This is a genomic window from Gardnerella sp. c23Ub_4 (assembly GCF_055804115.1).
In genome coordinates this window covers 131,282-150,554 of sequence record NZ_JANUYO010000001.1, presented here as the reverse complement: position 1 = coordinate 150,554, position 19,273 = coordinate 131,282, and the positions used below count along the sequence as shown (strand labels likewise).

General features: G+C 42.5%; 15 protein-coding genes. 5 read left to right on the top strand and 10 right to left on the bottom strand.

The genetic code is table 11. From position 1 onward, the window contains the following. Positions 1–152: 152 nt before the first annotated feature. The 4 genes from nrdF to NYP67_RS00680 form a co-directional block, all read right to left on the bottom strand. Positions 153–1,232 carry a class 1b ribonucleoside-diphosphate reductase subunit beta gene (gene nrdF, locus NYP67_RS00695; RefSeq protein WP_004133569.1) on the bottom strand — a complete coding sequence of 360 codons (1,080 nt, stop codon included), beginning with the start codon at positions 1,230–1,232 and terminating at the stop codon, positions 153–155. 82 nt (positions 1,233–1,314) lie between these two features. Continuing rightward, positions 1,315–3,540, bottom strand: a complete 2,226-nt coding sequence (nrdE, locus tag NYP67_RS00690; protein ID WP_032843144.1) for a class 1b ribonucleoside-diphosphate reductase subunit alpha — start codon at positions 3,538–3,540, stop codon at positions 1,315–1,317. 84 nt (positions 3,541–3,624) lie between these two features. Continuing rightward, a complete protein-coding gene (gene nrdI, locus NYP67_RS00685) occupies positions 3,625–4,125 on the bottom strand; it encodes a class Ib ribonucleoside-diphosphate reductase assembly flavoprotein NrdI (protein WP_115794051.1) in 501 nt (166 codons plus the stop codon). Positions 4,126–4,195: 70 nt separating this feature from the next. Continuing rightward, a complete protein-coding gene (locus NYP67_RS00680) occupies positions 4,196–4,447 on the bottom strand; it encodes a glutaredoxin family protein (RefSeq protein ID WP_004133561.1) in 252 nt (83 codons plus the stop codon). Positions 4,448–4,873: 426 nt separating this feature from the next. On the opposite strand from NYP67_RS00680, the gene gndA reads away from it, so the two are divergent. Then, entirely contained in the window at positions 4,874–6,334 is a 1,461-nt protein-coding gene (gndA, locus tag NYP67_RS00675) for an NADP-dependent phosphogluconate dehydrogenase (RefSeq protein ID WP_115794050.1), read from the top strand. A gap of 71 nt (positions 6,335–6,405) precedes the next feature. Here gndA and NYP67_RS00670 read toward each other — a convergent pair whose 3' ends face one another. The 5 genes from NYP67_RS00670 to NYP67_RS00650 form a co-directional block, all read right to left on the bottom strand. Continuing rightward, the gene (locus NYP67_RS00670; RefSeq protein ID WP_473411063.1) at positions 6,406–7,743 is read right to left on the bottom strand and encodes an ATP-binding protein; all 1,338 of its coding nucleotides are present in this window, start codon (positions 7,741–7,743) and stop codon (positions 6,406–6,408) included. 262 nt (positions 7,744–8,005) lie between these two features. Beyond that, on the bottom strand, positions 8,006–8,827 hold the full coding sequence (pgl, locus tag NYP67_RS00665; protein WP_473411062.1) for a 6-phosphogluconolactonase: 822 nt from the start codon (positions 8,825–8,827) through the stop codon (positions 8,006–8,008). 42 nt (positions 8,828–8,869) lie between these two features. Then, positions 8,870–9,868, bottom strand: a complete 999-nt coding sequence (locus NYP67_RS00660; protein WP_473411061.1) for a glucose-6-phosphate dehydrogenase assembly protein OpcA — start codon at positions 9,866–9,868, stop codon at positions 8,870–8,872. Further along, positions 9,865–11,445 carry a glucose-6-phosphate dehydrogenase gene (gene zwf / locus NYP67_RS00655; RefSeq protein ID WP_032840385.1) on the bottom strand — a complete coding sequence of 527 codons (1,581 nt, stop codon included), beginning with the start codon at positions 11,443–11,445 and terminating at the stop codon, positions 9,865–9,867. The genes NYP67_RS00660 and zwf overlap by 4 nt, the downstream gene beginning before the upstream one ends. Before the next feature lie 56 nt (positions 11,446–11,501). Continuing rightward, positions 11,502–13,784, bottom strand: coding sequence for an acyltransferase family protein (locus NYP67_RS00650; protein ID WP_473411060.1), 2,283 nt, complete (start codon positions 13,782–13,784; stop codon positions 11,502–11,504). A 602-nt stretch (positions 13,785–14,386) separates the two neighbouring features. Here NYP67_RS00650 and NYP67_RS00645 point away from each other — a divergent pair. After that, positions 14,387–14,881, top strand: coding sequence for an inorganic diphosphatase (locus NYP67_RS00645; protein WP_004105658.1), 495 nt, complete (start codon positions 14,387–14,389; stop codon positions 14,879–14,881). 202 nt (positions 14,882–15,083) lie between these two features. On the opposite strand, the gene NYP67_RS00640 is transcribed toward NYP67_RS00645, so the two are convergent. Further along, complete coding sequence (locus tag NYP67_RS00640; protein WP_018644822.1) at positions 15,084–15,809, bottom strand: hypothetical protein; 726 nt, start codon at positions 15,807–15,809, stop codon at positions 15,084–15,086. 203 nt (positions 15,810–16,012) lie between these two features. Between NYP67_RS00640 and NYP67_RS00635 the strand changes: the two genes are divergently transcribed. The 3 genes from NYP67_RS00635 (at position 16,013) to NYP67_RS00625 (ending at position 19,257) form a co-directional block, all read left to right on the top strand. Beyond that, complete coding sequence (locus NYP67_RS00635; RefSeq protein ID WP_060785834.1) at positions 16,013–16,828, top strand: response regulator transcription factor; 816 nt, start codon at positions 16,013–16,015, stop codon at positions 16,826–16,828. A gap of 94 nt (positions 16,829–16,922) precedes the next feature. Beyond that, positions 16,923–17,549: an endonuclease III gene (gene nth / locus NYP67_RS00630; protein ID WP_128813805.1), complete on the top strand. Its 627-nt coding sequence runs from the start codon at positions 16,923–16,925 to the stop codon at positions 17,547–17,549. Positions 17,550–17,673: 124 nt separating this feature from the next. Then, on the top strand, positions 17,674–19,257 hold the full coding sequence (locus tag NYP67_RS00625; RefSeq protein ID WP_128813804.1) for an ABC transporter substrate-binding protein: 1,584 nt from the start codon (positions 17,674–17,676) through the stop codon (positions 19,255–19,257). The last annotated feature ends 16 nt before the right edge of the window (positions 19,258–19,273 follow it).

Sequence of the window (19,273 nt, the reverse complement as noted above, 5' to 3'; positions counted from 1 at the left end):
TGCAAAAATCACAAAATCTGCCACGATAACGCCATAAGTGCGGGGATATTTAAGAATAGTTACAAAACGGAAATATTCTTAAATAATTAAATAAAAAAGGTTGCTTATGAAAGTGCATAAGCAACCTAATTAATTAGTAAAGCGACTGGCGACTAGAAATCCCAATCATCGTCGTCGGTTTCAACAGACTTGCCCATAATGTAGCTGGAACCAGAGCCAGAGAAGAAGTCGTGATTTTCGTCGGCTGCAGGAGAAAGAGCCGCAAGAATCTCTGGGCTTACGTGAGTTTCTTCTTCGCTGTACTTAGCAGGATAGCCAAGGTTCATCAGAGCCTTGTTAGCGTTATAACGTACGAAGTCAAAAACGTCATCGTGGAAGTCAAATCCTTCATAAATCTGACCAGAATACTCAACTTCCAAATCATACAAAGTATCAAGCAAGTTCATAGTGAACTTTTCAAGATTCTTCTTATCGTTCTCGCTTCTAAGCTCCAAACCGCGCTGGAACTTGTAGCCAGAATAGTAGCCGTGAATCGCCTTATCGCGCAAAATCAAGCGAATCATATCGGCAGTGTTCATCATCTTTCCGCGAGAAGCAAAATAAAGCGGAAGGTAGAAGCCCGCGTAAAGAAGAAGCGAAGAAAGCATAGTTGCAGCAATCTTGCGCTTAAGTGGATCTTCGCTCTCGTACTCGCAAAGCACGGTGGTAACGCGCTGCTGCAAAACGTCGTTTCCAACAGCCCAACGGTAAGCCTCATCAATTTCTTCGCTAGAGCAAAGAGTAGAGAAAATAGAGGAGTAGGAGCGAGCGTGAATTGACTGCATAAAAGCAATATTCGTGTAAATAGCCTGCTCGTGCTCTGTGCGCGCGTGCTCAATCTGGCAAAGCTCACCAATAGTTGCCTGGCTGGTATCAAGCAAAGTCAATCCTGTAAAAACGCGAGTAGTTGTCTTGCGTTCAAGATCGGTGAGGGAACGCCAAGAAGGAATATCGTTGCTCAGCGGCACCTTTTCTGGAAGCCAGAAGTTAGCAATAAGACGATTCCAAACGTCCAAATCTTTGTCGTCAACAATATTATTCCAATTAACTGGGCGCACGCGCGATCCGTGATGGTAGCGATACTGAGCTGGAGTGATGGAATCTGCCATCATAGCGTCATCTGCGATTACGCGATTTGTGCCGAAAGGCTTATCGAGGCTACTTCTAAGCTCGGTTGGGCTGAGTTCTGTCATAATTACTCCTGATTCTGTGTTTACGTTTTATAAAATTTTTAAGTTTTTGATTTAATTTGCGAAAGATTTTCAGCGTTACGACTTACAGCGTGCAGCTTACGCAACCCTCGATTTCCGTACCTTCCAAAGCCTTCTGGCGAATACGAATGTAGTAAAGAGTTTTAATGCCCTTACGCCACGCGTAAATCTGAGCTTTGTTCAAATCGCGAGTAGTCGTAGTGTCTGGGAAGAACAAAGTAAGCGACAATCCCTGATCCACATGCTGCGTTGCTTCAGCGTAAGTATCAATAATTGCCTTCCAGCCAATCTCGTAAGCATCCTTAAAGTACTGCATATTGTCGTTCGTCATGTATGCAGCAGGGTAGTAGACGCGACCAACTTTGCCCTCTTTGCGAATCTCAATGCGAGAAGCAATCGGGTGAATCGAACTCGTGGAATGATTGATGTACGAGATTGAGCCAGTTGGAGGAACAGCTTGCAAATACTCGTTGTAAATGCCGTCGCGCAAAATCTCGTCGCGCAAAGCTTCCCAGCTCGAAACGGTTGGAATTGCAACGTTAAAACGAGCAAACAAATCGCGAACCTTTTGAGTTCTAGGCTCAAGAGAACGGCTGCCATCTGTATACTTATCGAAGTAGTTTCCTTGGCCTGCAGGCTTAGCGTAGGCGCTCGTCTTAAAGCTTGCAAAAGCAGTTCCGCGCTCTACAGCCAAAGCGTGAGAAGCCTTATAAGCGTGGTAGGCAACCGTCATAAAGTACATGTCTGTAAAGTCAAGAGCTTCCTCGCTTCCGTACTGCATATGCTCGCGAGCAAGGAAACCGTGCAAATTCATTTGACCCAAGCCAATAGCGTGGCCTTCCGCGTTTCCGCGACGAATCGAAGGCACAGAATCAATCGAAGTGTGCTCCGAGACAGAAGTGAGTGCGCGCACAGCCAAATCAACGCTTGCACCCAAATCGCCGTCCATTGCCTTAGCAATATTAAGCGAGCCAAGATTGCAAGAAATATCGCGACCAACGTGACTATAAGACAAGTCAGCGTTATAAGTGCTTGCTTCTTGAGTTTGCAAAATCTCGGAGCACAAGTTGCTCATAGTAATGCGGCCCTCAATAGGATTTGTGCGATTTACAGTATCTTCAAACAAAATGTAAGGGTAGCCAGACTCAAACTGAATCTCCGCAAGAGTCATAAAGAATTCGCGAGCATCAATATACTTCTTGTGAATACGAGGGTTTGCAACCATCTCATCGTAATGCTCGGTAACGGAGATGTCTGCAAAAGGCTTTCCGTACTCGCGCTCAACGTCGTAAGGGCTAAACAAGGCCATCTTTTCCTTACGCTTAGCAAGCTCAAAAGTAATATCTGGAATCACAACACCCAAAGAAAGCGACTTAATACGAATCTTCTCGTCCGCGTTCTCGCGCTTAGTGTCAAGGAAACGCATAATATCTGGGTGATGCGCGCTAATATACACAGCACCAGCGCCCTGACGAGCGCCAAGCTGATTAGCATAAGAGAATGAATCTTCCAAAAGCTTCATAACAGGCACAACGCCACTTGACTGATTCTCGATGCGCTTAATAGGAGCGCCAAGCTCGCGCAAATTAGTAAGAAGCAGAGCAACGCCGCCGCCGCGCTTAGAAAGCTGCAAAGCAGAGTTAATTCCGCGCGCAATAGACTCCATATTATCTTCCAAACGCACGAGGAAGCAGCTCACAGCCTCTCCGCGCTGAGCTTTACCAAGATTCAAGAACGTTGGGGTAGCTGGCTGGAATCGGCCTGCAAGCATCTCGTCCAAATAGTTGAGCGCTGCTTTTTCGTCGCCATCTGCAAGCTCCAAAGCAACTGCTGCTGCGCGTTGAGCGAAGTTTTCCAAATATTGCTTGCCGTCAAAAGTCTTCAAAGCGTAAGAAGTGTAGAACTTAAAAGCACCCAAGAAAGTGCCAAAAGTGTGGTGTGCAGATTCTGCGTGCTCGTAGAACTTATCTAGAAACTCGTCGCTATATTTGTGGAAAACGTTGCCGTTGTAGTAGTAGTTGTTAATCAAATAATTCAAGCGCTCGCGAGTAGAAGCAAACTTCATGCTGTGCTCTTGCACGTAACCCGAAACGTAAAGCTTTTCTGCTTCCGTGTCTTTATCAAACTGAATGCCTTTTTCTGGATCAAAAAGACCGAGCATAGCGTTAAGAACGTGGTAGTCGCGGCTGTTGCGAATGCGCTCTGCTGTGCTGCTAGCAGTTGTGCCGTCGGCATCAGTGTGATCAAGATTAAGCGAAGTAGATTCGCTCATCGGATCCGTGCTATTCATGGGTTTTATTCCTTTCCTCGTGCGTTGTTTTTGCTTTTCAAACGCTGGTTGTTTTTGTTTATATGCTGTATTTGTTGTTTTTGTTTATTTCGTTTCTTCTGCTTCTTTTAATTGCCTTAAAAATCTTGGTATTCCTTGCGCTACTTTTTCTATGTCTTCTTGAGTTCCCGTAAGTTCAAACGAGTACATATTTGGAATCGCGCATTTTCCTGCGATTTGACCGCCTGCAGCGCAATATGCGTCTCCAAAATTCGTGTTTCCAGAAGATATTACGCCGCGAATAAACGAACGATTTTCGCGATTGTTTAGGAATTTGCGCACTTGCATTGGTATTGCTTTCTTAATATTTCCGCCGCCGTAAGTTGGCACAATCAAAACGTATGGTTCGCGCACGTGCAATTCTGGCTCTTTTGGTCGAAGCGGTATGCGATACACGTTCACATTGTTGCTTGGAAAATCGCAATTTTTTACGAATCGTAGTGTATTTTCGGAGACGGAAGAAAAATAGACTACAGCTCCGATTGATTCGCCTTGTGCGCGCGCTTCTGGCTCGCTTGGTTGTGACATATTTTCTTGATCACACATTTTTATGCTTCTTAATTGCTTTGATTATTTTGACTGCTTTGCATATTTTGATTGTTGATTTTTGACTGCTTTAATCGTTTTGATTGTTGTTTTCTAATTGACTTGCGATTTGTGCAATCAAATCTGGACGATATCCGCTCCAAGATGAGTTTGGAGTAATCACCACTGGCGCTTGGCGATATCCTGCAGCGCGCAACTGGTCTAAAGTAGAAGGGCTTTGAGTTAAGTCTACTGTTTCAAAATTCACGCCTAGCTTAGTGAATTGACGCTTTGTGGCATCGCACTGTGGGCAATGTGGCTTGGTGAAAACTGTAATAGTCACGGTTCGTCTCCCTTCGTTATGTGGTATTTAAGTTTTTGCTTTATGATTATTTAATTTCGTGCTTTTTGGCACGATTTAACAGTCTACTACCACTTAACACTATTTGTAGTGGCGTGTTGTATAGATAATCCCTATATCTAGTGTCTCCAAATTTGAGCCAGCACGCGTGTCTATAAGATTTAAGCGGTATTTATGCTTTCTAAATAGCGATGAATAAAAGTAAAAATGTAATCTTTATCACAAAATTGCCACTATTGCGATAGTGCAAAATTTACGTGTGAGCGCAACAAAAACGCTTGTGCATATAAAACGATAAACTTAAAAAAGTGTGTTTTGATTGGTTAAGTGTTAAAGATAAAACAATCATAAAATAATAAAACGGTTATAAATATTACTGTTATAAATATTAAAAGATAGAGGTGCAAAATGGCGGAAACTCAAGCTAGAGCAAATATTGGTGTTGTTGGCTTGGCAGCTATGGGATCGAATTTGGCGCGAAATCTTGCGCATCACGGCAATACAGTTGCTGTTTATAATCGTCATTATTCGCGCACAGAAACGTTGATGAATCAGCACGGCAGCGAAGGCGATTTTGTGCCTGCAAAAACCGTTGAAGAGTTTGTGGCTTCGCTTAAGCGTCCGCGCACAGCAATTATTATGGTAAAAGCTGGTGCCCCTACAGACGCTGTTATTGAAGAGCTTGCAAATGCTATGGAGCCAGGAGATATTATCGTTGACGGCGGAAACTCCTACTTTGAAGACACGATTCGCCGAGAGAAAAACATTCGCGCGCGCGGTCTTCACTACGTTGGTTGTGGTGTTTCTGGCGGAGAAGAAGGTGCTTTGCGCGGCCCTTCGATGATGCCTGGTGGAACGGAGGAATCTTGGAAGACGCTCGGCCCTATCTTAAAGTCGATTGCGGCTGTTGCAGAAGGCGAGCCTTGCGTAACGCATATTGGCACCGATGGTGCTGGTCACTTTGTAAAAATGGTTCACAACGGCATTGAGTACTCCGATATGCAACTTATTGCCGAAAGCTACGATTTAATGCTTCGCGGTTTGGGCATGAAGTCCGAAGACATTGCAGATGTGTTTAGCGAGTGGAACAAGGGCGAGCTTGATTCTTATTTGATTGAGATTACTGCGGATGTGCTTCGCCAGAAAGACGCTAAGACTGGTAAGCCTTTGGTTGAGATGATGGTGGATCACGCTGGAATGAAGGGCACGGGTACTTGGACTGTGCAATCTGCGCTTTCGCTTGGAATCCCTGTAACGGGTATTGCAGAAGCTGTGTTCGCTCGCGGACTTTCAAGCCAGGTTGCTTTGCGTGAAGCTGCAGAAAACCAGGGATTGACTGGCCCAGATATGCATTTTGATTTGAACGATGCTGAGCGCGAGGCATTTATTGATGATATTCGCCAAGCTTTGTACGCTTCTAAGATTGTTTCTTATGCTCAGGGATTCGACGAGATTGCGGCTGCTGCAATTGAGCATGATTGGAAGATTGACCAGGCTGCTGTTGCTCGCATTTGGCGCGGCGGATGCATTATTCGTGCGCAATTCTTAAACCGCGTTTCCGAGGCGTTTGAATCTGGGCAGGCAAGTGTTTCCTTGCTTTTTGCGCCGTACTTTAAGGATGCTATTGAAAAGTCGCAAGCTGCTTGGCGCCGTGTTATTGCGCGCGCAGTGGAGCATGGTGTGCCTGTTCCAGCATTCTCCAGTTTGCTTGCATACTACGATGGTTTGCGATCCAAGCGTTTGCCAGCATCGCTTATTCAAGCTCAGCGCGATTTCTTCGGTGCGCACACATACGGGCGCATTGACGAGCCAGGCGTATTCCACACTTTGTGGGCAGAGCCTAATCGCCCAGAAGTAAAGCAAGATTAAAACTAATATAATCTAAAAATAATTCTTGCGTAAGCGTCGCATGTATAGGTTTTGCATGCGACGCCTTGTTTTTACAACACAGAAGCCATGTAGTACGGTAAGTAAAGCAGTTTGCCTTCGCGCTTAATTTCTCCGTGGTGAAGCACGATTCCTTCGCTGCTGGTTTGACTAAAAGCTTCCATAAAGTTTGTAATTGACTTTACACTTTTGTTACTACCAGATTTCACTTCTACTGGAATAATCTTGTTATTTTTTCGTAAGAGAAAATCTATTTCCATCACTGTTTTTTTGGTATCGGTACTTGTTTTTTTGTAAAAATAAGCATTGTGTCCATTTGCTTTTAGACACTGTGAGACAATATTTTCTATTATCATTCCTTCATTAATGTGTAGCTTGTCTAGCAGAATTGCTTTATAAAGCTCGTTTTCTAGGTAAGGTCTATCCTTGTATGCTAACGAAGTTAAAAGTCCTGTGTCCATCATGTAACATTTGAAGGAAGGGTTGATAGTGGATAGATTTAAAGCTACGCTTGGGTCTTCAACGCTGTTTGCAATATTTACTATCATTGCTTCTTCAAGCCAGCGTATTGGATCTCTATACTCTTTAATGCGCGCGTTGGAATCTACGTGAGATAGCACGTAACGTTTGTCGTGTTTGGAAAGCTCTGCAGGAATTCTATCGAAAAAATTAGTTACGTAACTAGGGTTCTCTTCTTCCTGATCTTGCATATCTTGCTTATAAAGATTGATTATTTGCTGTTTAGCAAAATCAACCTTCGCAAAATCTTTTGTATCAACGTATGCTTGAACAGCTTGTGGCATTCCACCAACCAGCATGTATTCTCTGAAAGATTTCATTATGCTCTGGTGCATACTGCCCATAGGTTTGAGTGATTCAAAGTGACCTTTAATAGTAGGGAAAATCAGGTCGTTATCGTTCGCTGATAAGTATTCTTCATAATCAAGTGGCAGTACTTCTAATGTGTACTCTTCTGAAGGTATGAGAATATCCTTGCTTTTCTTTGTAATAGAAGCAAGCGATCCTGTTTCAATGTAATCGTAACGACCATCTTCAAGTAGAGTTTTTATTGCTTGCCGTGCTTGTGGGAATAATTGTATTTCATCAAGTATTATAAGAGATTCTCGCTTATAAAGTCTGGTATTGTAAGCTAACTGTATCGTGTTAAATAGAGTATCTAAATCTCTTAGACTGTTTATAAAAAGCTGCTTAATATCTTCTTCGGTTTGATCGAAACGAATCAGAATATAAGACTTGTATTCTTCTTTTCCAAGCTTTTCTGCTAACGTTGTTTTACCGACTCGTCTTGCTCCCTTAAGAAAAAGCGCATAATTTGGTGCATATTCATGCTTCCATTTCAGCATTTCTTTGTATATCTTTCTATCAAACATGTGGGTTTTGCGCTCTTTCTTGGATTATAAATTTGTGCTTGATTTGTTCAAGTGTTACCGAATGCAGTTTTCCCTGTAATTTCAACGGTTTTATAAAGATTTTCGCAAATGCGCCATGTTTTGTCAAGCAGATTTTCGCAAATGCGCCATGTTTTTAGGGGCTGTTTTTCCCAAATGCGCCATGTTTTGAAAGCCATATTTTCGCAAATGCGACATCTAGGCTATGTTCATTCAATTTTTAGTTGATTGAATATTATGCATATTATTGGATTGCAGCGCGCAAAGTTTCGGCGGTAGTTAGCCATGCGATTTCTTCTGTGCCGTTGGCAAAAGACGCAGGATAGTCTGGGTTATTGCTTCCAGAAAGCGCGTTCATTAAAGCTTTTCCTTTTTGCTCGCCAGCAGTTAAGAACCAAGTGCGGCGGCTATGAGCCAGAACGGGTGCGCTAAGCGTTAATCGCATTGGCGGCTGCTTAGGGGAGTGATTCACACCTAAAACTATGCGATCGCGATTGTGAATTTGCGGCAATCCTGGGAAAAGAGAAGCCATATGTGCGTCTGGCCCCATGCCAAGAATCGCCAAATCAAAGTGAGGCTCTGGCCCAAGTAAGCCTATAATTTCTTCCTCATAGTCGTGCGCTGCCGCATCTAAAATAGCGTCATTTTCAGCATCGCTAGCATTCGCCACTTCTTGCGCATTACGCTCATCTGCAGGCATTTCGTGAATATGAGACTCCTGCAAAACTTTGTGATCGCTAAGCATGTTAAGAAGCAACTCGCGAGCCTTGCGCGCATTACGATCGCTGCTGTTATAAGCTACAAAACGCTCATCTGCCCACCAAATATGCACATTAGACCAGTTGATTGCTGGAAGCAATGGGTTGCTAGCTAACATTTGAAACATGCGAATTGAATCTGTTCCACCTGTTAGCAAAAGATGGAATGGCTTATTAAGATTTTCAACATTGTTCTGCCATTGCATAATCAAAGTTACAAATTTTTGTGCAGCAACAGCAGCTAAAATATCTTGATTATCGTAGCCATACACTGTTGCGTTATGCGCAAATCTAAAATCTTTAGCCATAATGAATCCTTTTATTATTTTTACTTGTTGTATTAGAGTTCGTTACATTGCAAGTTCGTTACTCTGCATTGTGCAACAATTTGCGTGAATAAGCTGCGCATAAATCTCGTCTGGGTCAATTCTGCGTAATTCTTCACTTAAACAGTCTTGTAAAGAACGAATCGGCATAGAAATAGGCTGAGAAGCTTGCCCAGGAAGACTTATTATTGCTTGGCTGCTGCCGGAAGGTCGCACAAGCGAAAGCTCGCCATCTTGCCGCTTAAGACTTACTTCCGTAATTGCATGCGCGCTTGAATCTTCAACAATTTCTACAGGAACATTAAGTGAGATTTTTAGCCATTGCGCAAGCAAATGCAGTGGAACGTAATGCTTAGGGCCGCTAACTTTAACGCTAAGAATCGGTAAGTGAGGCGGCTGATCAAGCATAGAAGCCAGCATTGCGCGCCAAGACGTAATGCGAGTCCAAGAAAGATCCACGTCTTTAGAAGACCAATTTTTGCGCAGATTTTGTACAGTTTCAAGAGTGTTGCTGGCGCGCTGGGCGTCTGTGATTCTGCTGCTTGCCATAGCTCCAAGCAAGTCTTTAGCAGGATTTTCGGGCGCGTTTGTAGGCCACCATGCAACAATCGGCGCGTCTGGAACAAGAAGCGGAATAACAAGCGTATCTGGGTGGCGAACAAGGTCATTATGTGGGTAGAGAATAATGATTTCGCCTGCTCCAGCATCTGCGCCAAATCGCACTTGAGCGTCTAAGTTCGGCGTTTCTTCTTCTTGATTTTCTTGATTGCCTTGATTGCCTTGATTTTGATTATGCAAACTTGCATTAGCGCTTTGCCAATCGCGAACAATCGCGATAACTCTGCAAGGGTGCTCGCGGCTGGCTGCGTTTGCTGCTCCAAGCGCGTTTTCAAGCTCTTTAAGAGTGGTGTCAATAAGAAGAGTGAGCACGCGGCCAGTGGCGGATTCGCCTCGTTCTTCGTGAAGCTCGTCGATTTTTGCGGAGATTTTAGACGTGTTTGTATTAGGAAGATTAATAATCATGGCAGCCTCCAATGGCGATTATCGCGCGCAAGCATTTGATCTGCCTCTTCAGGCCCCCACGTTCCAGCGCGGTATGGTTGCGGACGCGTGTTAAGAGAAGCCCAAAAATCTTCAATCGGATCCAAAATTTTCCAGCTTAAATCAACTTCTTGCGTTGTTGGGAAAAGCGGTGGCTCGCCAAGCAAAACGTCTAAAATAAGGCGCTCGTAGGCTTCTGGAGAGTTTTCTGTAAAAGACCTTCCATAGCTAAAGTCCATAGAAACATCGCGAACTTCCATAGACGTTCCGCCTGGCACTTTTGCGCCAAATCGCATTGTTACGCCTTCGTCTGGTTGCACACGAATCACAATCGCATTGCTACCAAGTTCGCGAACAGCAGTAGTCTCAAAAGGTAAGTGTGGAGCTCGCTTAAAAATCACAGCAATCTCTGTAACGCGCTTGCCTAAGCGCTTGCCAGTTCGCAAGTAGAATGGCACTCCAGCCCATCGGCGAGTGTCTACGTCTAATCGCACAGCAGCATACGTTTCTGTAGTGCTATCTGGGCTAATTCCTTGCTCTTGCAAATATCCAATAGCCTTATATGACCCCTGCCAGCCTTCTGCGTATTGGCCTCTTGCAGTGTTTGCGCACAAATCTTTAGGCAGGCGTATAGCAGACAAGACTTTAGTTTTTTCTGCTGTTAAATCGCTAGCACTAAAGCTTACAGGCTCTTCCATAGCGGTGAGTGCCATTAGTTGAAGTAAGTGGTTTTGAATAACATCTCGCGCAGCGCCAATGCCGTCATAATATCCAGCTCTGCCACCTATGCCAATGTCTTCTGCCATAGTGATTTGCACGTGGTCAACATAATTAGCGTTCCAAATTGGCTCATACATTGCGTTTGCAAAGCGCAAAGCAAGCAGATTTTGCACAGTTTCTTTGCCTAAATAGTGGTCTATGCGGAACACGGAATTAGGGTCAAAAACCTCGGAAACTACGCGATCCAGCTCTTGTGCGCTTGCTAAATCGTGGCCAAATGGTTTTTCGATTATCACTCGTCGCCATGCGTTTTCGGAGGAGTGTGAAAGCCCCGATGCAGCCAATTGCTGCGCTACAACAGGGAAGCTGGATGGCGGAACCGACATGTAGAACGCGTGATTTCCGCGAGTTCCGCGATCTCTGTCTAGTTCGCTTACGGTTTTGCTTAATCGCTCGAAAGCGCTTGCGTCGTCGAATGTTCCGCGAACAAAACGTATGCCTTTTGCAAGATTAATCCAAGTGGATTCGCAAAATGGCGTACGGCAATGCTGTTGAATATTTTCTCGCACAAAGTTTACAAAATGCTCATCTGTCCAGTCGCGTCTGGCGAATCCCGTAAGGCCAAAGCCAGGCGGCAAAAGTCCGCGATTTGCTAAATCGTATACGGCTGGCATTAGCTTTTTTCTAGCTAAATCGCCCGTGATTCCAAATATAACAAGGCTGCACGGTCCTGCGATTTTAGCTAGTCGCAAGTCGCGCGGGTCTCGCAGAGGATTCTTCCAATCTGCAATCGAATCGCCCTTATTGCTTTGGGAAAATGGGGTTATTAACTCACTCATATATACCATCGTAATATTTTGACGTGATTTGGGCGGTTTGTTTTGCTAGTCGCAAGTCATCCGCCGCACACTGCTAGTCGTATCATTCGTGCGTATTGTGGTCCGCCAATAGGCGTTAAGTGTATTCCGTCGTCAGTTAGAAACTCGCTATGACCTGCACTCGTGCCATTCCAGTCAATAATTCCAACGTTTTTACGCTTTGATGCAAATGCGCGCAATTTTGCGTTCGTCTCGTCTTGCCAAGGTTGCGGCACGCGAGTTGTTACAAAGTACACGGGCTTTCCGCCAGTAATATTCACCATGTTTTGTAAAACTGACTCGTCTCTAGGCGGCCCGTTGGTTCCAAGTTCGTAGATTACAACACTTCCAGGGTGTTTTTCTGCTATGTCTTTTTGGTAGTCTTCGGCACCGTGGAAAATCTGCCTGCTAACTTTTCCGTCAATCCAAGCGTTTGGTAGAGCTTTTATAAGGTACGGTTTTGCGCCTTCGGTTACTGAGTCTCCAACCATTGTTATGTCTGCCGTGCAAACGTCTTGTTTTGAGTCAATTTTCCAAGGTTTTGTGTTTATGTTTGCTGGCACTTTTTCTGCGATTGGGTTTAGAACTCTATGCGCGCTTGGCTTTGTTGGAAGCATTTGTTTTGTTATATTTTGGCGCTTTCCGCCCACTTTTCTTTTTTGATTTTGATTTGATTTGTTGTTTGACTTTGTGTTTGTCTTGTTGTTTGAGTTATTGTTTGACTTTGAGCTTTGGCCTGACTCTGGCTTTTGCTTGCCATTTTGCGAATGAGTTTTATTGTTTTGTTCTTGACTCGTTAGTTCTGGTCTTAATTGTATTGCTCGCGCCTGCGCAATGCTGTTCCAGTTTAATGGCGCAGCAATTAGTACTATGCACGCTATTGCGCACACAGTAGTTGCAACTCTTCGTAGAACAAATGGAAGTCGAATGTTTTTGCTTTTAACGCTTAAAGTATCGCTAGAAAGATCAAGGTTTTTATTTTCATCTATAGAATCATCTATAGGATTATCTTTTGAATCATCCATCGAATTATCTTTTGCATTCTCTGATTTTGTGTTAACACTAAAAGTCATATATTTACTTGCAAATGGCATTTCAAAAATTCTGTAAAATACTTCACCTGCAGCAACAACAATCATGCATTGCAAAATCTGCTCAAATAGCGTTATGTGAGTAGTTCTAGTTGCAGGATTTAAGACTTCGAGTATAGGAAAATGAACAAGATAAATCGCAAAAGATCTCTTGCCTAAGTAGCTTAACACGCTAGTGCCAAGTATTTTTGCGCAAACGTTGTTTTTTATCATGCAAGCGTGCATTAAAATCGCGCAAACTATTGCAAAAAGCGCATAACCGCCGTACACAATCCACGTTTTTAGTCCGTCTTGTTTAATAAAGCAGAATAAAACAAACGCTAGTGCAGCAAATCCTACAACGGATTCTAAAATTGGCTGTCTGCCTTTGTTTTTGCCATTTTGCAAATCGTTTTCTTGATTTTCAATTTGTTCTTTTTCGCTTTTGCTTCCAACAATGTAGCGAAATGCGTCTGAGATGATTTTTATAGCAGATTTTCCGCTAAACCACGTGCAATACATTGCTAGAAGCGCGCCGATTAAGAATTCACATGCGCGCGTATCTAAAGAGTAGTACACGCGTGAAATGGTTTGCCCTTCTCCATAAAGAATTGTTATTGCAATGTTTGTAAGCGCAGACACAATTGCAAGCATTGCTGTAACAAGCATTCGCACGAACTTTGATTTAACTATTTTAAGAATTGCGCATAGAATAATTGGCCAGCAAATAAACATTTGCATAATAAGGCCTAAGTACCATAAATGCTTAATAGGAGAAGGCAGCCCCGATTGCTCAAAATACGAGACTTTTCGCAAAATATACGCCATGTTGCTGCTAAATGTTGCTCCGCTTAGAGCATCTGATTGCAACTTTGTTAAAAGGCTCGGTGAAAACAGCCACATAAGTGGTGCGCTTAGTGCAATAATGCCTAGCGTAGAAGGCCATATTCGTTTTATGCGTTTAAGCAGGTACTTAAAGTAAGTGATAAGTTTTGATTTTTTCTTCTGGCCTTCTTGGTTGCCATCTAAATGTGAATTTTTATTGTTATTCTCGCTGAACATTTTTAGCAAAGATACGGTGCTAAAGTATCCTGCCATAACAAGAAATATTGTTACGCCTAAAAAGCCGCCGTTGAATACAATTGGACGCAAGTGGAACGCTACAATTCCAATAATTGCAATCGCGCGCATGCCGTCTATTGCAGCGTTGCGTTTGTTTGCAGCGTTTGTTGCGTTGTTCAATTCTGTCATCTTGCCTACAACTTAATACGTGTTTGTTGTGTTTGTGTTCAGTTTTGTGTTCAGTTTTACAAGTGTTTATGTTCGATTTTTCCCATTAGTATCGCTCCAAAACGTAGTCATATTATCTATGTATTAAGACACTAAAGACGCCTATAGCGTGTCTTAGTTTTTCCTTGATTTTTCGCGTATTTTTGCCTGATTCATGAGAGTTTTTTTAATGTGAGCTAAAATATTTTTCAAATGTTTTACTGTTTTATTAATATTTTTTATTAATATTTTTCTTTGTGTTTTTCGCATCGGTTAGTTGACACTTTCTGTGTCTTATCTAAATCGCGCATTATTGCGCTTTGCTTCGATTTGCTTGTGCATATATCGTAAAGCGTATTGCGCACTATTTTTCACATGTCGCAAATATATTACACAAATATGTCTCGCATATATTCCGCATATCTAACTGGTTCTGAATCGCTATCGTGCGCATAGTGTTTTTATATACTCTTTGCTGCGCGCTAAAGTTAGACTGAACAGTCTAAGTTAGATGTACAAACGTTAGATTGATAAACAAATGCTTAAATGTGCTTAAGCATTAAGTTTTACGTTAAGGAGTAAAAATGGCAGAAACATTTAACGTTGTGGTAGAGATTCCACGCGGCTCTAAGAACAAGTACGAAGTTGATCACGAAACTGGTCGCGTATTTTTGGATCGTACTCTATTCACTGCAATGGGCTATCCAGATGATTACGGCTACATTGATGGCACTTTGGGCGAAGATGGCGATCCGCTTGACGCTCTTGTTATGATTCCAAATTCCGTATTCCCTGGTTGCGTTGTTGAATGCCGCGCTGTTGGTTTGTACCACATGGTTGACGAAGCTGGCGGAGATGACAAGGTTTTGTGCGTGCCAGCAGATGTTCGCTTTGACGATATTAAAGATATTGATGACGTTAACGAGTATCACAAGGCAGAAATCAAGCACTTCTTTGAGCAATACAAGGCTTTGGAGCCAGGCAAGGAAGTTCTTCCTGGAGACTTCTGGGCTGGAGTTGAGCAAGCAGAGAAGGAAATCGTTGCAGCTCGCAAGCGTTTGGAAGAAAGCGAAAAGTAGTTCTTGCGATTAGTCGCAAAGCTTCCGAACGTTTTAACAACGTATCTATTAGTGTCTAACGCATTTTATGTGTTAGACACTTTTTAATATCTTTTAATATTTTTTAATATCTTAATAAGTAATTGCTATCTAATTGCGTGAAACAGTGCGTGAAACAGTGCGTGAAACAACGTGTGAAACAACTAGCATTAACTTTAATCGCTTACGCTACAAGCAACATTGCCAATCCAGCTCCGTAAACAACCATTCCGCACATCATAATTGGAATCAAAGCTGTTCCAATTTGCGGGAAAACTGTTCCAGCATTGTATTGTGCGTCTTTAATCCAAAGGTGAGAAAGACCAGCCAAAACAAGAACAACAAACAATCCAAGAATTGCCACTAACACGCCAAGTTCTAATACGCGCACAGAAAAAGTGAATTTAATAATTGACGGCAAGAAAAGCCATCCAGGCAAGGCTGCGCATGCAATACTTGCAGTAAGGCAATGAGATAGGTTTCGTACAAGATTAGACCTATCTTCTCTAAACATTTGTCTAGCAAAACTAACAAATGTTGCTGCAACAAGAATTAGCGCAAAGTTTACCGCCCATCGTTCGTATGGTCTAATAGCAGCAACAAATTTGTGAATACTAACTTCTGATTCGCCATCAATCACACTGCTTGGCAGCCATCCTTTTAAGGCCAGCGTTGCGCACCACATAGACGCTAATGATGCAAGAAAAGGAATAGCTTTATCGGCTGTGGAGCCTTTGAGTGGCCAAAAAGTTATTAAAGCAAGAAGAATAAGAATGCAAACCGTTAAAACTGCTTTTGTTGTTGCAAACGGAAGCATTGCAGTAGATGCTAAAAGAACTATAGCAACAAATTGAGTTACAGCAATCGTAATGTGACCATACATTTTGTTGCGCTGAATATTGTTGCTCATTGTACGCTCCTATCGCGTTTACGCAGTATTCAATCTGTGTATTCAATCCGTGTATTTAATTCGTTAATCATGTATTTACATCATTTTATATGCAAGCGTACACTTGCGCTTTTTGATTCTTCTTAAGCATGGATTACAATTCTTTTTTATAACAGCTTGATTTTGAATTTTAATTCAATTCTATGCGCTATGGAGGTGTCAATATGACGGATATTACATTGATGACCTCTTGTGCCGCGCCTGCAAAAGTTTTGCCATCGCTAACGCTTCTTTCGCATCGCGTGCGCGTAGTGCCAATGGAACCTTCTAGCATGCTTAAAATGCCCGAAGATACTATTCTTCTTGTTGATGCTAGAGAAGACTTATCTTTAGCAAAATCGCTGTGTTCTCTTGTGCGCGCGTCTAATTTAACAATGTCTATTATTCTAATTCTTACCGAGGGCGGTTTTACAGTTGTAAACCCATCTTGGGGCGTTAACGATGTTATGCTAACAACTGCTTCTCCTGCAGAAGTAGAAGGAAGATTGCGCTTAGCTGCTAAAAAAGTTGTATCTGCAGATTCTGCTGCTGGCTCTACTGTTGCCGATTCTACTAGCGTTGAGGTTAACAGCAATGGTCAAATGTGCTCTGGAGATTTAGTTGTGGATACGCAAAGTTACACAGTTAGTTTGCACGGAAAGCCTATCGATTTAGCGTATAAAGAATTTGAGCTGCTTAAATATTTTGTTCAGCATCCTCGTAGAGTTTTTACGCGTGCACATTTACTTCAAGAGGTTTGGGGCTACGATTACTATGGCGGAACGCGAACGGTAGACGTTCATATTCGTAGGCTTCGTGCAAAGTTGGGCGTTGAATATGAGCATGTTATTGGAACAGTTAGAAATGTTGGATATCGTTTCGACCCATTAGAAGCTCAAGTTGACGAAGTAGAAAATGACGATTACGCACAAAATGGCAATAGTGCGGATGCTGGCGATTCGCGTGCCGAGGATTCAGGCGTTTCCAACGATTTAGACTAGGCTTATATTGGCTACAAATAACACGAATAAAATAAATAACACAATAGATAACACAAATAAAATCAATGCGGTAAATGTGATAAATAAAAACAAAATGCGCGAAGAATACAGGATTTTATGCGAAGAAATCCCAAATCCAAAATGTGCGCTAAATTTTACGAACCCATTTGAGCTTTTAATCGCAACTGTTCTTAGCGCGCAAACAACAGATAAGCGCGTAAATCTTGTTACGCGTAAGCTTTTTAAGGCATACCCAACGCCAGTTGATTTAGCAAAAGCGCAAATATGCAACGTGCAAGAAATAATTCATTCGCTTGGCTTTTATAGAGTAAAATCGCAACATATTATTGAGCTTTCGCAAAAACTTGTTAAAGATTTTAATGGCGTTGTTCCAAATAATATGGCAGATCTTACAAAGTTGCCAGGCGTAGGAAGAAAAACAGCAAACGTTGTTTTAGGAAACGCTTTTAATATTCCAGGATTTCCAGTAGATACGCATGTTATGCGCGTTACGTCAAGACTTGGCTGGGTGAGTGACTCTAGCGCTAAGGCTAAAGATGCAGCGAAAATCGAGCGAGAAGTCACAGCTTGTTTTGCGCCAGAAGAATGGACGAATCTTTCGCATCGTCTTATTTTGCACGGAAGAATGTTTTGCACTGCTAGAAACCCGCGCTGTGGCGATTGTCCTCTTAGGTTTTTATGCCCTTCTGTTAGATTGTAGAAAATAAATTTGCACAAGATTAATGGCGTCTAGTAAATTTTTTAGAATATTTTTAGGATATTTTTAGACTATTTTGTGTATAAATTCGGCAATCAAATTCAAACGGTGATATAAACTTTTAATCATGCCTGAATTTGAAAGATACTCATCTGCTTCGCATGTGCGTAGTGCAAGATATGCGCATAGAACTAGACGAAGCGCTAAACCATGGGTTGTATTTATTGTTTTAATCGGCATTCTATCTGCAATAATTTGGGGCGGATGGCGGTTTATAGGCGGAAGATCTTTAATACCTACAAACATCTTTCCAGCGACAAGTTCAACTTTAACAATAGGATTACGCACGGCTCCAGCTTCGCTAGATATTAGAACAGACGATAGTGATTCCTTACAACAGGCACTTTTGGAGAACGTTTACGAAACACTTGTAAAACGAGACGAAAACAATGTTTTACACCCAGGGCTTGCGCAATCTTGGAGCGTTTCGAACGATGGATTGAATTATAAATTTAGGCTCCGCAGCGGAATTAAGTTTGCTAACGGAGACCCAATGGACTCAAGTTCCGTTCTTAAATCGCTTCAGCAAGGCATTACAAAGAATTATCCTGGCTACGAAAAGCTAACAAACATAACAAGCGTTTCTAACTCTGGGCCTAGCGTTCTAAACATAACTCTTAAAACTCCAGACCCACTTTTGCCAAGGCGATTAGCTGGAAGAGCTGGAATTGTTTACAACACAAACATTTTTGTTAACTACGCTTCCGATGCTATTGGAACAGGTCCGTTTACAGTAAAGGGATATAACAAGGGTGGGGATCTCGTTCTTGCTAGAAACAACAATTATTGGGCGGGGCAAGCTGGATGCCAAAGCATAACTCTTAAGTATTTTAACGATGACACGTCTTTAGCAAACGCTGTTAAAGATGGCAGCGTGCAAATGGCAATTCCACTAGACGGAAATGAAAACAAGCGAATGGCTGCAATGCCAAACACTAAGTTGGTAAAGGGAAAAAGCACAAGATTAAGAATGTTTGCTTTTAACACGGGAATGTCATCTATGTTCTGCGATCAGCAAATTCGTAGAGCTGCAAGACACGTGATTGAGCCCAATGTTATTCTTGCTTCCGATCCTTTTGGAGGCCAGCTTGTTGGCGGTCCAATCGACCCTATGTCTCCAGGGTATGAAGATTTTAGTAATACGTATCCTCACGACGTTCAAAAAGCTTACGGTATGTACCACTACTTTGTTGCAGGATATTTGCGCGGAATCACAATGCTTGTTCCAACTGGAATGGCTAGCGTTTGCGATCAAATGGCAAAAAACTTAAGCTATGCAGGTGGATTCCCAGTAAAACTAGAAGAATTAGACCAAAGTGTAATCGATCAACGAATACGCGAAGGTAAATACGACTTAGCTCTTACTTGGACTAATCACACTCTTGACTCTGGAATGTATGCAGACACTAAGTCTAACTACTTGTTCCAAGACCATGCTTCGCAAAAGTATTTTGCAGACGCAATGAAGTCCACAAGTCCGCAAGAGTACGAAGAAAACATTAAAAAGTACGCTAAAGAATTGTGCGATTACGCGGTTTCGGGATGGTTGTACGCAAGGAATAGCGTTGTTGTTGCAAAGTCAAATGTGAGTGGATACCCTACTAACATGACCGATCAGCTGCTTCCTTTGCATGATGTGACTGTTAAATAGTGCTGGCTTAGTGAGT

What these genes read in the sequence shown, in the direction of transcription:
- NYP67_RS00660 (WP_473411061.1), bottom strand. Translation starts at nt 9,868, where the DNA reads ATGATTATTAATCTTCCTAATACAAACACGTCTAAAATCTCCGCAAAA.
- zwf (WP_032840385.1), bottom strand. Translation starts at nt 11,445, where the DNA reads ATGAGTGAGTTAATAACCCCATTTTCCCAAAGCAATAAGGGCGATTCG.
- NYP67_RS00640 (WP_018644822.1), bottom strand. Translation starts at nt 15,809, where the DNA reads ATGAGCAACAATATTCAGCGCAACAAAATGTATGGTCACATTACGATT.
- NYP67_RS00635 (WP_060785834.1), top strand. Translation starts at nt 16,013, where the DNA reads ATGACGGATATTACATTGATGACCTCTTGTGCCGCGCCTGCAAAAGTT.
- NYP67_RS00650 (WP_473411060.1), bottom strand. Translation starts at nt 13,784, where the DNA reads ATGACAGAATTGAACAACGCAACAAACGCTGCAAACAAACGCAACGCT.
- nrdE (WP_032843144.1), bottom strand. Translation starts at nt 3,540, where the DNA reads ATGAATAGCACGGATCCGATGAGCGAATCTACTTCGCTTAATCTTGAT.
- NYP67_RS00645 (WP_004105658.1), top strand. Translation starts at nt 14,387, where the DNA reads ATGGCAGAAACATTTAACGTTGTGGTAGAGATTCCACGCGGCTCTAAG.
- pgl (WP_473411062.1), bottom strand. Translation starts at nt 8,827, where the DNA reads ATGGCTAAAGATTTTAGATTTGCGCATAACGCAACAGTGTATGGCTAC.
- nth (WP_128813805.1), top strand. Translation starts at nt 16,923, where the DNA reads ATGCGCGAAGAATACAGGATTTTATGCGAAGAAATCCCAAATCCAAAA.
- NYP67_RS00625 (WP_128813804.1), top strand. Translation starts at nt 17,674, where the DNA reads ATGCCTGAATTTGAAAGATACTCATCTGCTTCGCATGTGCGTAGTGCA.
- NYP67_RS00670 (WP_473411063.1), bottom strand. Translation starts at nt 7,743, where the DNA reads ATGTTTGATAGAAAGATATACAAAGAAATGCTGAAATGGAAGCATGAA.
- nrdF (WP_004133569.1), bottom strand. Translation starts at nt 1,232, where the DNA reads ATGACAGAACTCAGCCCAACCGAGCTTAGAAGTAGCCTCGATAAGCCT.
- nrdI (WP_115794051.1), bottom strand. Translation starts at nt 4,125, where the DNA reads ATGTGTGATCAAGAAAATATGTCACAACCAAGCGAGCCAGAAGCGCGC.
- gndA (WP_115794050.1), top strand. Translation starts at nt 4,874, where the DNA reads ATGGCGGAAACTCAAGCTAGAGCAAATATTGGTGTTGTTGGCTTGGCA.